This is a genomic window from Kitasatospora sp. NPDC059160, assembly GCF_042755465.1.
GTDB lineage: Bacteria > Actinomycetota > Actinomycetes > Streptomycetales > Streptomycetaceae > Kitasatospora.
Window position 1 is genome coordinate 92,437 of the sequence record NZ_JBHZCN010000018.1, and the last position, 14,329, is coordinate 106,765.

A 14,329-nucleotide genomic window follows, 5' to 3' on the forward strand; every position below is an offset into this window, starting at 1 on the left:
TCCCGTCAGCTCGCGCGCCCCGCCGCCCTCCGTGCCTACGATCGGAGGAGCCTCCCGCTCGCCGGACGAGCGCAAGGGTGCAGGCGAGACGGAAGCCAGGTAGCCGATGGCCCCGAGGTCCGTGCAGTGGCCGCCGTACGTGCGGCTGGCGCCGTGGTTGCTGATCGTCGGCGGGCTGGTGTGGGACGCGCTGGACCCGGCCGACTACTGGGGCGACCCGATGCTGGCGGCGGCGGCCGTGCTGGCCGGGGCGCTGCTGCCGCTGCGGGACGTCGTCGCGGTGGCGCTGGCGAACGTGGTCGGGATCCTGGTGCTGTCCGTGCGGGACGGCTCGATCGGGACCGGGGACGGCTACCTGGAGCTGGTCAACACCGCCTTCGCCGCGCTGCTGGGGATCGGGGTGAACCGGGTGGTGGCCCGGCACGGGCGCCGGCTGGAGCGGGTGCGGTCGGTGGCGGAGGCCGCGCAGCGGGCGGTGCTGCCGGAGCCGCCGGGGCGGGTGGCGGGGCTGGAGGTCGCGGCCTGCTACCGGGCGGCCCAGGACGAGGCGCTGATCGGCGGGGACGCGTACGCGCTGCAGGCCACTCCGTACGGGGTGCGGGTGGTGATCGCGGACGTGCGGGGCAAGGGGCTGCACGCGGTGGGGGCGGTGTCGGTGCTGCTGGGGGCGTTCCGGGAGCTCGCGCACCGGGAGCCGGACCTCGCCGGGCTCGCGGCGGCCCTGGAGCGCACGCTGGCCCGGGAGAGCGCCGGGCTGGGCGAGGAACTGCGCCTGGAGGGGTTCATCACCGCGCTGCTGGTGGAGTTCCCGCCGGGGGAGGCGGTCGCCCGGACCGTGGACTGCGGCCACCCCGGGCCGTACCTGCTCGGCGGCGGCGGGGCGGGGGTGAGCCGGTGGGACGCGGCCGACCCGGGGCTGCCGCTCGGGATGGGCGCGCTGGGGGCGGACGGCCCGGAGGCGGAGACCAGGCCCTTCCCGCCGGGGAGCACGCTGCTGCTGGTGACCGACGGGGTCACCGAGGCGCGGGACGCGGCGGGGGAGTTCTACGACCCGGTGCGCGGGCTGGCACCGCTCGGGCCCTTCGCGGGGGCGGAGCAGGCGGTGGCGGCGCTGGTGGCGGACGTGGCCCGGTGGACGGGCGGACCGCGGGACGACGACATGGCGGTGCTGGCGGTCACCCGGCGCCGGCCGACGGACCCGGCGGACGCGGCGGACGCGGCGGATCCGACCGGATGACGGCGGCCGGGCACGGCTCCGAACGGTTACGCCGATATCACGGTGAGGTTACGGAAGCTGCCTACTCCACGGATTCCGGCCAACTTGAGGGGTGTTGGCCGGTGGCCGGAAACCGGGTGTCCGGATATCGGACGACGAAATGGACGCGCTGGTCGGGGGCCGTCCGCGTCGGCCCGGAGAGCGGCGCAGGCCTTGGCGGGCAGGCCGGGCCGGGTGCGCGCCGTCGCGGCGCCGGGGCATAAGGGCTCGTAAGGGGGGCGTCGGGGCCGGTCGCCGTGGTGGCGGGATCCGGCCGAGCCGGGGATCGTCCGGAAAGGGACCTGTTGCTTGCCCCGTGTCGAATGCGTGACCGAGAGTCGCATCGATGAACGAGAAGCCTCACTCCCGTCAGGCCCGTCTGTTCGGCCACCGCGACTTCCGGCTCCTGCTGACCGGAGCGGCGGCGGCCCAGACGGGCAGTCAGGTCACCCTGGTCGCGCTGCCCTTGGTGGCCGTGGTGGTGCTCGACGCCACCCCCTTCGAGGTCGGCCTGCTCACCGCCGCCGAGACCGCGGCCTTCCTGCTGGTCGGCCTGCCGGCCGGCGCCTGGCTGGACCGGATGCGCAAGCTCCCGGTGCTGATCCGCGCCGACGTGGTGCGCTGCCTCGCGGTCGGCTCGATCCCGCCGGCGGCGGCCTTCGGGGTGCTCACCATGCCCCAGCTCTACCTGGTCGCGCTGGTCACCGGGGTGGCCACGGTCTTCTTCGACGTGGCCCACCAGTCCCTCCTGCCCGCCGTCCTGCCGCGCGAGCAACTGGTCGCCGGGAACGGCGCCCTGGAGACCGTCCGCTCCTCGGCGCAGATCGCCGGGCCGGGCCTGGGCGGCGGACTGGTCCAGCTGCTCGGCGCACCGCTCGCCATCGTCGCCGACGCCTGCGGCTACCTCGCCTCGGCGCTGCTGCTCGCCCGGATCCGGGTCGAGGAGGAGCTGCCGGAGCCGGAGCCCGGCCGTTCGCTGCGGGCCGAGGTGGCCGAGGGCGTGCGCTTCGTGCTCGGCCACCCGCTGCTGCGGGCGATCGCCACCGCCACCGCCGTGTCCAACCTGTTCGCCGCCGTGCTGATGGCCGTTCAGACCGTCTTCTGGGTACGGGTGCTCGACCTGTCGCCCGGGGCCATCGGCGCCCTGCTGTCGGCCTCCGCCGTCGGCGGGCTGGCGGGCGCGCTGTGCGCGGGGCAGCTGTCCCGCTGGGTCGGGCAGGCCCGGCTGATCTGGCTGGCCACCGTGGTGACCGCGCCGTTCGCGCTGCTGTGGCCGCTGTCCGGCGGCGGTCCCGGCGCCGTGCTGTTCGGTGTCGGCTCCGGCGTGGTGCTGTTCGGCGCGGTCGCGTACAACGTCGCCCAGGTGAGCTTCCGGCAGAGCGTCTGCCCGCCCGAACTGCTCGGGCGGATGAACGCCACCATGCGCTTCCTGGTCTGGGGCACCCTGCCGATCGGCGCCCTCGCCGGCGGGGCCGTCGCCGACTGGGCCGGACCGCGCGCCGCGCTGTGGCTGTGCGCGGTGGGCTTCCTGCTGGTGCCGGTGCCGCTGCTGCTGTCGCCGCTGCGGCGGATGCGCGACCTGCCCACCGGGCCGGCCGGATCCGGACCCGGGGTCGAGGCCGAGGCCGAGGATGGCGAGGACGACGTCCGACAGCCCGCCGTGAGCCCCACCGCCGCCCCCTGACCATCCGCCCCTGACCCCCTGACCCCCTGACCCCCTGAACCCCTGACCGACGAACCGAACCGTCCGAGCCGACCGAACCGTCCGAGCCGACACCGGAAACCGGAGACCGTTCCGTGCACGCCAGCATCACCGCCGCCTACCTCGCCCGGTACCGCGCCGCTGCCGCCGACTCCCCGGTGGAACTGCTCCCGCTGACCGGCGCCCAGCGGCGGTTCCTGATCACCCGCCGACTCGCCCCGCAGACCCGCTCCGACGTCGCCCCGCTGTTCTTCGCCTACCCCGCCGACGCCCTCGACCTGGACCGGCTGGGCCGCGCCGCCACCGCCGTCGCGGCCGCCCACCCGGCGCTGTGCGGCGCCTTCGTGACCGTGCGCGGCACCCCCGTGCTGCGCACCGGCGGCCCCTCCGTCGAGGTCGCCCGGATCGACGTGGACCCCGGCGCCGGCACCCACCGGGCGCTGCGCGCCGCGCTGTTGGACTGGCCGCTCGACGGGCCCGCGCTGCGCCTGCTGGTGGCCCGGGAGCCGGACGGCGGCGAGGACCTGCTCGCCCTCGCGCTGGACCACGCGGCCTGCGACGAGCAGTCGCTCGGGGTGCTGGTCGGCGAACTCGCCGAGGCCTACCGGCGGGACGAACCGCCCGCGCCCGGCCCCGGCCCGCAGGCCGTCGCCGACTTCCGGGAGGCCGTCGAACTCCAGCTGGCCGCCGAGGAGTCCGCCGCCGGTCCCGCCGCCCAGGCCCACTGGGGGCGCCGGCTCGGCGGTCTGAGCGGGGCGGGCGGCGGCGCCGCGCGGACCACCGGCATGCTGGTCGAGCGGCTGCCCGCCGTCCCGGCGAGCGCCCGCGGCGCGATCTTCCCCGCCCTGCTGGACGCCGTCGGCGCCGCCGCCCGGCGGCTGCACCGCGTGGACGGCCCGCTCGCGCTCGGCTACCCGTGGGGCGGCCGCCCGCCCGGCGCGCCCGCCGCGCTCGGCTGTTTCCTCAACACCCTGGTGCACGCCGTGCCCACCCGGCCCGCCACCGACCTGGAAGCGCTCTGCGACGACTGGTGGGACGACCTCGACCACGCCGGAACGCCCTTCGACGAGGTGGTTCGGGCCGCCCGGGTCGCCGGTTCGCCCTGGTCCGGCGGGCTGGACGCGATGCTCACCTTCGAGGACCTCCAGCGCCGCCCGCCGCTGGTACTCGGCGGCGTCCCCGGCCGCGAGGTCCACCTCGGCGGGCGCCCGCTCGCCGCGCCGACGGCCGTCTCCGCCTCCCACGGCGAGGAGCTGACGGTCCGCCTGGCCTGGGACGACGAGCGCTTCCCGGCCGCCGACGCGGAGGCCGCCTTCGCCGACCTGCTGGCCGTGCTGAGCCGCCACCTCTGACCGCCACCTCCGGCCACCCACGCCCGGCCACCCTCCTCCGGCCGCCACCCCTCACCGTCGCCTCCAGCCGTCACCCCTGGACGCCACGGCCCCTCAGACCCCATCCTCCCCAAGGACCACATCCACTCCAAGGACCCCGGGCCGCACCCTCACCCCGGTGCGGCCCGCCCCCACCGGCCGCGTCGGGACCACCCCACGCCCGCGCCCGGCCACCGCAGTGCCGACACGCCCACCACACAAGGGAATCATCCATGTTCGCACTCTCTCCGTCGCAGGAGATCGTCTGGCTGCACGAGCAGATGCAGCCGGGCAGCCGCGCCTACAACTTCACCGGCGTCCTCGACCTGTGGGGCACCCTCGACCGGGACGCCCTGCACGCCGGCCTCACCGCCGTGCTGGCCCAGCACCCCGGCCTGCGCCTGGAGTTGGTGGCCCGGGCGGAGGGCCTGCCCGGCCAGCGGGTCGCCGAGGACTGCCCGCCGGAGCTGCGGCACAGCGACTTCACCGCCGAGGCCGACCCGGAGGCCGTGTTCCGGACCCTGCTCGCCGCCGAGGCCGAGGAGCCGCTGGACACCGAGCGGGCGCCGCTGCTGCGCTGGCACCTGGTCAAGCTCGCCGACGACCACCACCGGCTGATCCACGTCGAGCACCACCTCGTCCACGACGGCCACTCCTTCGCGATCTTCCTGCGCGACCTGTTCACCGTCTACCGCGCCCACGTCCTCGGCGAGTCCTACGAGTTGGCCACCGCCCCCTCGTACGAGCAGCACGCCCGCACCGAGGCCGACCCGCAGGCCCGCGAGCGCGCCCTCGCCTTCTGGACCAAGGAGCTGGCCGACGCCCCGCGCGAGGTCACCCTGCCCGGGCTGGCCCACCCCGGCGTCGAGCGCCGCCACCGCGGCGGGCAGCTGCGCCAGTCGATCGGCGCCGACCTCGCCGAGCGGCTGCGCGAGCGCAGCCGGACCGACGGCCACACCCCGTTCAGCACCCTGCTCGCCCTGTTCGCCGAACTGCTGCGCCGGCACAGCGGCCACCGCGAGGTCACCGTCGGCACCGCCGTCGGCAACCGCCCCGAGGGCTTCGAGGGCACCGTCGGGATGTTCGTCAACACCGTGCCGCTGCGCCTGCGGCTCGACCCGGCCGCCTCCGGCACCGAGGCCGTCGACGAGGTCACCGACGTCCTGATGCGCGCCCTGCCCTACCAGGACCTGCCGGTGCAGGAGCTCACCCGCCGGCTCGGCCTGCACACCGGCGGCGCCGACAACCCGCTGTTCAACGTGATGTTCAGCGCCCACGACGCCGCGCTGCCCGACGTCCAGGCCCCCGGCCTCGACGTCTCGCTGTACGAGGGCTTCAACACCGGCACCACCCGCTTCGACCTCGACCTGGTGCTGCTGCCCGACGACCGCCGGGTGGTCGGCGAGAAGCACGGCGTCGCCGGGATGACCCTGATCTGGGACTACGACGCCGAGCTGTTCGGCGAGGCCAGGGCCGTCCTGCTGTCCGAGCGCCTGTTGGAGCTGCTGCGCCGCTACCTGGACGACCCGGAGACGGTGCTCGCCGCGCTGGCCCCCGAGCCCGCGGCCGAGCCCGCCGCCCCGGTCGTCCCGGTCGGCCTGGACCCGGCCGCCGCCCACGACCCCACCGCGCTCGCCCTGCTGGCCGGAGCCGAGCGCATCACCTACGGCGAACTGGACCGCCGGGTCGGCGAGTTGGCCGACCGGATGCGCGCCGCCGGAGTCACCCCCGGCCAGCCGGTGGCCGCCGTCCTGCCGCGCGGCACCGACAGCGTGGTCGCCCTGCTGGCCTGCCTGCGCCTGGGCGCCGTCCACGCGCCGCTGTCCACCGAGGACCCGGCCGCCCGGCTGGGCCTGCTGCTGGAGCGGCTCGCCCCCGCGCTCGTCCTCGCCACCCGGCAGAGCGCGCTCGCGCTGCCCGCCGAGGGCGTCACCCCGGCGCTGCTGGACGGCCCCGCCTTCCCGAAGGCCGAGCCCGCCGCCGTCCTGGAGGGCGGCGCGTACGTCATCCACACCTCCGGTTCCACCGGCGTGCCCAAGCCCGTCCTGGTCGGCCGCGAGGCCCTCGCCGGGTACGTCGCCGCGGTCGCCGCCCGCTACGAACTCACCGCCGCCGACCGGGTGCTGCTGTTCGCCCGGCCCTCCTTCGACGTGTCGCTGGAGGAGGTGCTGCCCGCCCTCGCGGTCGGCGCCGCCCTGGTCGTGCCGCAGCGCGAGGTGCCCACCGGGCCCGAGCTGGTCGCCGTGCTCGCCGCCCGCGGCGTCACCGTCGCCAACCTGCCCACCAGCTACCTGCTCGCGGTCCGCGAGGACCTGCGCGAGGCGCTGCGGGACGGCCGCTGGACGCCGCGCCTGCTCGTCCTCGGCGGCGAGCGGCTGCCCGCCCGCGCCCTGGCCGGGCTGACCGAGGCCACCACGGTGCTCAACGCCTACGGCGTCACCGAGGCCACCGTCACCTCCACCGTCCACCGGGTCACCGCCGAGGACGTCGCCGAGGACGGCGAGATCCCGCTCGGCGCCGAACTCGACGGCGTGCGCCTGCACGTCCTGGACGAGACGCTGCGCCCGCTCCCGTACGGCTGCGTCGGCGAACTGGCCGTCAGCGGCGGCCTGCTGGCCGAGGGCTACGTCGGCCTGCCGGAGCCCACCGCGGCCCGCTTCATCACCGTCCCCGGCCTCGACGGCGCCCGGGTCTACCGCACCGGCGACCGCGGCTACCGCGACACCGAGGGGCGCCTGCGCTTCCTCGGCCGCGCCGACAACCAGGTCAAGCTGCGCGGCCACCGGATCGAACTGGAGGAGATCGAGGCCGCCGCCTCCGCCGAACTCGGCGGCCGCTCCTGCGCGGTGCTGCTGCACCACGACCCGCAGACCGGCCCCCGGCTGGTCGGCTTCCTGGAAGGCGCCGACCGCCCCGACCAAGCCGCCCTGCACGACGCGCTGGCCCGCCGGCTGCCCGGCGGACTCGTCCCCGCCACCTGGACGGCCGTCGCCGCGATGCCCACCCTGCCCGGCGGCAAGCCCGACCGCGCCGCCCTCGCCCGGCTGGCCGAGCAGGCCCCGGCCGAGCGGGAGCAGGACAGCGCACCCAGCGTCTTCGCCGACCCCGGCCAGGAGCTGATCGCCAGCGCCTGGCGCGAGGTGCTCGGCCACGACCGCTTCGGCGCGGACTCGCACTTCTTCGAGGTCGGCGGCCACTCGCTGCTCGCCGCCCAGCTCGCCGCCTTCCTGGAGCCGCACCTGGGCAGCCGCCCGCCGCTGCGCACCCTGTTCCGGCACGCCGTCCTGGCCGACCAGGCGCGCGTTCTCACCGGAGATGTGAAGTGACCGCCCCCTCCGCCGTCCTGGAGGACGGCCACCGCGAGCTCGTCGAGGCCTTCGAGAGCTTCATCCGCCGCGAACTCGTCCCGCTCGCAGCCGAGTTGCCGGAGACCGCCGACCAGGTCCCGGGCGACCTGCGGTCCTACGTCCGCAAGCGCTCCGCCGCGCTCGGCTTCTACGCCGGCGACTACCCCGAGGAACTCGGCGGCGCCGACATGCCGTTCACCGCCGTGGTGCTGCTGCACCACGCCGCCGGGCGCAGCGGCTGCGTGCTCGCCCCCTACGCGCTGGCCGGCTCCGACGGGCCCAGCCCGCTGCTGCGGCACGGCACCCCCGAGCAGATCGAGCGGCACCTGGTCCCGCTGGTGCGCGGCGAGCAGACCCGCTGCCTGGCGCTCACCGAACCGCAGGCCGGCTCGGACGCCTTCCACCTCACCACCACCGCCGTGCGCACCGGCGACGGCTGGGTGCTGAACGGGCGCAAGACCTTCGTCAGCAACGCCGAACACGCCGGGATCGCCCTGGTGGTGGCCGCCACCGACCTCGGCGACGGCAAGGGCCCGACCGCCGGGGCGACCGCCTTCGTGCTGCCGATGGACCAGCCCGGCCTGCGGATCGGCCAGCGCTACGAGGGGATGTCCGGCGAGCCGCTGTTCGAACTGCTGCTGGACGGGGTCACCGTCGGCCCGGAGGCCGTGATCGGCGGCGAGGAGGGCATCGCCGCGGCCACCGCCCTGGCCATGGACAGCCTCTCCCGCGGCCGCCTGGTGGTCGCCGCGATGTGCAACGGCATCGCCGAGCACGCGCTGCGGATCGGCGTCGAGTACGCCCGCGAGCGGCGCGCCTTCGGCAAGGTCATCGGCGAGTACCAGCACATCCAGGAGCACCTGGTGACCACCCGCGCCGAGGTGGAGTGCGCCAAGCTGCTCACCCTCGCCTGCGCCCGGCTGGTCGACGAGGGCACCGAGGCGCCCGAGAACGCGGCGCTCGCCAAGCTCACCTCCTCCGAGACCGCCGTCCGCGCGGTGGACCGCTCGCTCCAGGTCCACGGCGCCACCGGCTGGGTACGCGGCCACCCCTTGGAATTCCTGTACCGCTACGTCCGGATGACCACGATCATCGAAGGGACCTCCGAGGTCCAGAAGGTGATCATCGCCCGCTCCATGGGCCTGAACTGACGGTTTCTCGTACGTATCTGGAGACGATGATGGAATCCCTGAGCATCGGCTACGGCCACCCGCACCAGGACGGCGCGGTCCTCGACCTGTTCACCACCTGGGCGCACCGCACCCCGCAGGCGCCCGCCCTGATCGACGGCGGGCGCACCCTCGGCTACGCCGAACTCGACCGCCTCGCCGACACCGTGGCGGAGTCCCTGCGCGGCAAGGTCGGCGCCGGAGACCTGGTCGGCGTCTGCCTCGGCCACTCGGCGGAGCTGGCCGCCGTCACCCTCGCGATAGCCAAGCTCGGCGCCGTCCACCTGCCGCTCGGCCCGCGCCCCGGCGAGAAGCGCCTCCAGGCCGTCGCCGAGCAGCTGCGCCCGGCCTGCCTGATCGGCGACGCCGCCGTGCTGCCGCCCGGCGGCGAGCGGCTCGAACTCGACCTGCCCACCCCCGGCCTGCTGGCCGCCCTGACGCCCGGTGAGCAGGCGAGCGTGCCGGTCGGCACCCACTACGCCGTGCTCACCTCCGGCTCCACCGGCACCCCCAAGGCCGTCGCCGTCACCGAACCGGCGCTCGGCGCGCTGCTGCACTGGTACCGCGAGCTCACCGGCCTCGGCCCGGGCGAGCGGCACAGCCTGCTGATCGGGGTGGCCTTCGACCCGCACGTGATGGAGCTGTGGGCCACCCTCACCTCCGGCGCCGCCCTGGTCGTCGCCCCCGAGGCCGTCCGCTGGGACTCCGGCGCGCTCACCGACTGGCTGGGCGAGGCGGGCATCACCGCCGCCGTGCTGCCCACCCCGCTGGCCGAGCCGATCCTCGACCGGCCCTGGCCCGCCGGGCTGGCGCTGCGCCACCTGATGATCGGCGGCGACCGGCTGCGCCGCGCCCCCGGGGCGGAGGTCACCGCCACCGTCCACAACGCGTACGGCCCCGCCGAGGCCACCGTCGCCACCACGGTGCACACCATGGCGCCCGGCGGCGACCACGGCGCCGACGCGCCGCCGATCGGCCTGCCGATCGCCGGCGCCGTCGTGCTGGTCACCGACGAGCAGGGCAACCCGGTGCCCAGAGGGACGGCCGGGGAGCTGCGGATCGGCGGCCGGGGCCTGGCCGCCGGCTACCTCGACCCCGAGCTGACCGCCCGCCGTTTCGTCCAGGCGCCCCCCGGGGTGGACGGCACCGACCGGGTCTACCGCACCGGCGACCGGGTGGTGATGCGCGCCGACGGCGTGCTGGAGTTCCACGGCCGGCTGGACGACCAGGTCAAGGTCAGCGGGGTGCGGATCGAACCCGCCGAGGTGGAGGCCGCCTTCGAGCGCGACGACCGGGTCCGCCGCGCGGTGGTCGCCGCCGAGACCGCGGCCACCGGCGGCGTCCGGCTGCTCGCCTTCGTCCAGGCCGAGCCCGACGCCGAACCGGCGAGCCTGCTGGAGGCCGTCCGGCCCTGGCTGCCCGAGCAGGCCGTGCCCTCGGCCGTACGGCTGGTCGAGACCTTCCCGCTGGACCCCAACGGCAAGGTGGACCGCGCGGCGCTGCTGGCCGCGCTCGCCGCCGAGCCCGAGGCCCCGGCGGCCGCCGGCGAGGACGGCGACACCGCGGTCGAGCGCACCCTGGTGAAGCTCTGCCGCGAGCTGCTCGGCCGCGCCGACCTCGGCCCGGGCGACAACTTCCTGGCGTCGGGCGGCAACTCGCTCGCCGCCGCCCGACTGCTGGAGTCCCTGGAGGGGGAGTACGGCGTGCGGCTGCGCGCCCCCCTGCTGCTGCGCCAGCCCGACCTGCGGGCGGTCGCACGGCTCATCGAGGAGCGGATGCCCAGCGCGTCCCTCGCCTGAGGACCCGGAGCCGTCCCGCACACCGGGCCCCGTCCGGCCCCGTGCGGGACGGCTCCGCCCCCGTGCGGGACGGCTCCGCCGCCGCCGCGCCCCCGTCGCACCTCCCGATCTGACCTGCGGCGCCCCCGGCCCCAGCGCCGGGGCGCCCGGAAGGGACCCAGCCATGACGCCCGTCCTCCCCACCCTCCCCGCGCTGGTCGCCCGCCAGGCCGAGCAGCACCCGAGCGCGCTCGCCCTGACCGACGGCGCCACCTACCTCACCTACCGCGAACTCCACGACGCCGCCGGCCGCCTGGCCGCCGTCCTGGCCGCGCGCGGGATCGGCCCCGGCAGCGCCGTCGGCCTGCTGTGCGCCCGCTCGGCCAGGTTCGCCGTCGCCCAGCTCGCCGTCTGGCGGGCCGGCGGCCTCGTCGTCCCGCTCGACCCGGCCTACCCGCGCCCGCGCATCGCCGAGATGACCGCCGACGCGCAGGTCCGCCTCGTCCTCGGCGACAAGGCGCTGCTCGCCGACGCCGCACTGCCCGCCGAGCGCACCCTGGTGCTCACCGAACGCGGCACCGAGGAGACCGGCGCGGCGGTGCCCGACGCCGCCGAACCGGACGCGCCCGCCCTGCTCTACTACACCTCCGGCTCCACCGGCCGCCCCAAGGGCGTACTCGTCCCGCACCGCGCCGTCACCGACCTGGTCACCGCCCCCGACGGGCTCGCCCTCGGCCCGCGCGACCGGGTGCTCTTCCACTCCACCCCCTCCTTCGACGCCGCCACCTTCGAACTCTGGGCGCCGCTCGCCCAGGGCGCCGCCGTCGCCGTCTCCCCGGCCGAACGGCCCAGCGCCGAGGAACTCGTCCGCGACGTCGAGCGCTTCGGCGCCACCACCGCCTTCATCACCACCGCGCTCTTCCACCACCTGGCCGCCAAGGAGTCCCGGATCTTCGGCGTGCTGCGCACCCTGGCCGTCGGCGGCGAGGCGCTCGCCCCCGAGTACGCCGGGGCCGTGCTGCGGGCCTTCCCCTGGCTGGAGCTGTACAACGTCTACGGGCCCACCGAGGCCACCACCTTCACCACCGCCCACCGGATCACCCCCGCCGACTGCGCGGGCGGCCCCGTCCCGATCGGACGCACCTTCGGCGGCGCCCGCGCCCTCGTCCTGGACGAGCGGCTCGCCCCGGTCGAACCCGGCACGGTCGGCGAACTGTGGATCGGCGGCGGGCGCCTCGCCCAGGGCTACCTCAACCGGCCCGAACTGACCGAGGAGCGCTTCCGCGAACTCCCCGGCGGCGGCCGGGCCTACCGCAGCGGCGACCTGGTGCGCCAACGCCCCGACGGCGCCCTGGAGTTCCACGGCCGCACCGACGACCAGGTGAAGGTCCGGGGCTTCCGGATCGAGCCCGGCGAGGTCGAGCAGGCCCTGCTGCGCTTCCCCGAGGTCGCCGAGGCGGCCGTGGTGGTCCGCCGCGCCGGACAGGCCGACGCCGCGCTCACCGCCTGCGTCGTCCTCGCCGAGGGCGCCGGGGCCGGCGCCGAAACCCTGCGCACCCGGCTCGCCGAGCTGCTGCCCGCCCACCTGGTCCCCACCGCCTGGGCCGTCCTGCCCGCACTGCCGCTCAACGGCAGCGGCAAGATCGACCGCCGCGCGCTCGCCGCCGCCCCGGACCCGGCGGCGGAGCGCACCGGCGTCGAGGTCGACCTCACCCCGATCCAGCGGGTCGTCGCCGAGGCCTGGAGCCGCGCCCTGGAACGCCCGATCACCGACCCGGCCGCCGACTTCCTCGCCGAGGGCGGCCACTCGCTGCTCGCCATGTGGGTCGTCGACGACCTCGCCGGCGAGTTCGGCATCGACCTGTCCCTCGCCGACTTCCTCGGCCACCCCACCGTGGCCGGCCAGGCCGAACTACTGGAACGCGCCCTGCGGGACGCCGACGACACCCAGGGAGCACCCCAGCGATGAGCAACGACCAGAACGACCTGCTGCGGCGCGCCCGCAACCGCCGCACCGCCCTCGCCCCGCAGCGCCCGGCCGCCGCCGACGTCGACGCCGGCCCGGCCCCGCTCTCCCACGCCCAGCAGCGGATGTGGCTGATGGAGCACCTCGGCCAGGGCGGCGCCCTCTACAACGTCCCGATCGCCACCCGGCTGCGCGGACCGCTCGACCGGGCCGCCCTCGCCACCGCGCTCACCGGACTCACCGAGCGGCACGCCGTCCTGCGCACCCGCTACCCGCGCCGCGGCGAACAGCCCTACCAGCACCTCGAAGCGGCCGGCCCCGTCCCGCTGGCCGTCCTGGACGCCACCGGCGACGGCACCGAGCAGCTGGCCGCCGAGGCCGCCCGCCCCTTCGACCTCACCGACGGGCCGGTGCTGCGCGCGCTGCTGCTGCGCCACGCGCCCGAGGACCACACCCTGCTGCTGACGATCCACCACATCGCCGTCGACGGCGGCTCGCTGCCCGTCCTGGCCGCCGACCTCGCCGAGCTGTACGCCGCCGCCCGCGACGGCGTCGAACCCCGGCTCCCGGCGCCCGGCATGCCGTACGCCGAGTACGCCCGCCAGGAGCGCGCCCGCGACACCGAACTCACCGCCGCCGCCGACGCCCTGGCCGCCCGGCTGGCCGGCGCCCGCCCGCTGCCGCTGCTGCGGCCGGTCGCCCCCGGCGCGCGCGAGCGCCGGGCCGGCCTGCACGCCGTGCCGCTCGACCCCGCCACCGTCGAGGGCCTGCGGCAGCTCGGCGCCCGGCACGGCGCCACCCTGTTCGCCGTCGTCCTCACCGCCGCCTTCGCCACCCTGCGCACCGCCGGCGGCCAGGACGACCTCACCCTCGGCTGCGCCAGCGGCCACCGGGCCCGCCCCGAACTGCGCCGCACCGTCGGCCTGGGCGTCAACACCCTCGCGGTGCGCGCCGAACCCGCCGGGGACGCCTCCTTCGCCGAGGCGCTCGCCCTGGTGCGCGGCGCCCTGCTGGAGGCCCAGCAGCACCACCAGGTGCCCTTCGACCTGGTGGTCGAGCGGCTCGGCGCGGCGGCGCGCGGCGCCGACGGCACCCCGCTGCTGTCGGCCAGCTGCGACCTGGTCCAGCCCGCGACCGCCCTGACGCTGCCCGGCCTGGACGCCGAACACGTCGACGTCGACCTGGAACTCGCCAAGTTCGACCTCACCCTGGTCCTGGAGGAGGGCCCGCGGCCGCGCTGCCTGGTCCAGCACGACCACGCGGCCCTGGACGGCGCCACCGCCGCCCGACTGGCCGAGGCCTTCGCCGCCGTGCTCCGCGCGGTCGTCGAGGACGCGGACCGCCCGCTCGCCGAACTCCCCGGCGAACTGCTGGCCCGCGCCGACCGGCACCCGGTGCTGGAAGCCCTGGCGGCCCACCCCGGGGTGGCCGACGCGGCCGTGGTGGAGACCGCCGACGGCCAGCCGCTCGCCTACGCGGTGGTCCGCGGCGCGGTCGCCCCCAGCGGCACCGACCTGCGCGCCCGGCTCCGGGCCGCCGTCCCCGCCGCCGAACTCCCGCTGGCCGTCACCCTGCTGGACCGCATCCCGCGCGGCGCGGACGGCGCCGTCGACCGCGACCGCCTGCCCGGCGCCGCGGCCCGCGACGCACACTCCACTCCCGCCGCCCGGGCCGAGGCGGCCCGCGCCACGGCCGCGACCGGCCCGCGCGTCCTGGTCCGCACCGCCTTCGGCGTACGGCGC

General features: G+C 76.9%; 8 protein-coding genes. All 8 read left to right on the forward strand.

Going from position 1 to position 14,329, the window contains the following annotated elements:
• The first annotated feature begins 106 nt into the window (after window positions 1–106).
• Window positions 107–1,237 carry a PP2C family protein-serine/threonine phosphatase gene (locus ACFXOZ_RS10650; RefSeq protein WP_380523078.1) on the forward strand — a complete coding sequence of 377 codons (1,131 nt, stop codon included), beginning with the start codon at window positions 107–109 and terminating at the stop codon, window positions 1,235–1,237.
• A gap of 364 nt (window positions 1,238–1,601) precedes the next feature.
• Entirely contained in the window at window positions 1,602–2,939 is a 1,338-nt protein-coding gene (locus ACFXOZ_RS10655) for an MFS transporter (protein WP_375891098.1), read from the forward strand.
• A 113-nt stretch (window positions 2,940–3,052) separates the two neighbouring features.
• Entirely contained in the window at window positions 3,053–4,309 is a 1,257-nt protein-coding gene (locus ACFXOZ_RS10660) for a non-ribosomal peptide synthetase (protein ID WP_380589297.1), read from the forward strand.
• Between the two features lie 251 nt (window positions 4,310–4,560).
• Window positions 4,561–7,653 (forward strand): amino acid adenylation domain-containing protein, encoded by a 3,093-nt coding sequence (locus ACFXOZ_RS10665; protein ID WP_380589300.1) that lies wholly within the window; start codon window positions 4,561–4,563, stop codon window positions 7,651–7,653.
• Window positions 7,650–8,825, forward strand: coding sequence for an acyl-CoA dehydrogenase family protein (locus ACFXOZ_RS10670; RefSeq protein ID WP_380589303.1), 1,176 nt, complete (start codon window positions 7,650–7,652; stop codon window positions 8,823–8,825). Before ACFXOZ_RS10665 ends, ACFXOZ_RS10670 begins: the two co-directional genes overlap by 4 nt.
• A gap of 29 nt (window positions 8,826–8,854) precedes the next feature.
• Window positions 8,855–10,642, forward strand: coding sequence for a non-ribosomal peptide synthetase (locus tag ACFXOZ_RS10675; RefSeq protein ID WP_380589306.1), 1,788 nt, complete (start codon window positions 8,855–8,857; stop codon window positions 10,640–10,642).
• Between the two features lie 163 nt (window positions 10,643–10,805).
• A complete protein-coding gene (locus ACFXOZ_RS10680) occupies window positions 10,806–12,590 on the forward strand; it encodes a non-ribosomal peptide synthetase (RefSeq protein ID WP_380589309.1) in 1,785 nt (594 codons plus the stop codon).
• Window positions 12,587–14,329, forward strand: a 1,743-nt coding sequence (locus tag ACFXOZ_RS10685) for a condensation domain-containing protein (RefSeq protein WP_380589312.1), incomplete at its 3' end; no start/stop codon positions are given. The genes ACFXOZ_RS10680 and ACFXOZ_RS10685, both read left to right, overlap by 4 nt.

Bases quoted from the DNA above. Each gene is read 5' to 3' on its own strand.
- ACFXOZ_RS10665 (WP_380589300.1), top strand. From the start codon at position 4,561: ATGTTCGCACTCTCTCCGTCGCAGGAGATCGTCTGGCTGCACGAGCAG.
- ACFXOZ_RS10655 (WP_375891098.1), top strand. From the start codon at position 1,602: ATGAACGAGAAGCCTCACTCCCGTCAGGCCCGTCTGTTCGGCCACCGC.
- ACFXOZ_RS10680 (WP_380589309.1), top strand. From the start codon at position 10,806: ATGACGCCCGTCCTCCCCACCCTCCCCGCGCTGGTCGCCCGCCAGGCC.
- ACFXOZ_RS10650 (WP_380523078.1), top strand. From the start codon at position 107: ATGGCCCCGAGGTCCGTGCAGTGGCCGCCGTACGTGCGGCTGGCGCCG.
- ACFXOZ_RS10675 (WP_380589306.1), top strand. From the start codon at position 8,855: ATGGAATCCCTGAGCATCGGCTACGGCCACCCGCACCAGGACGGCGCG.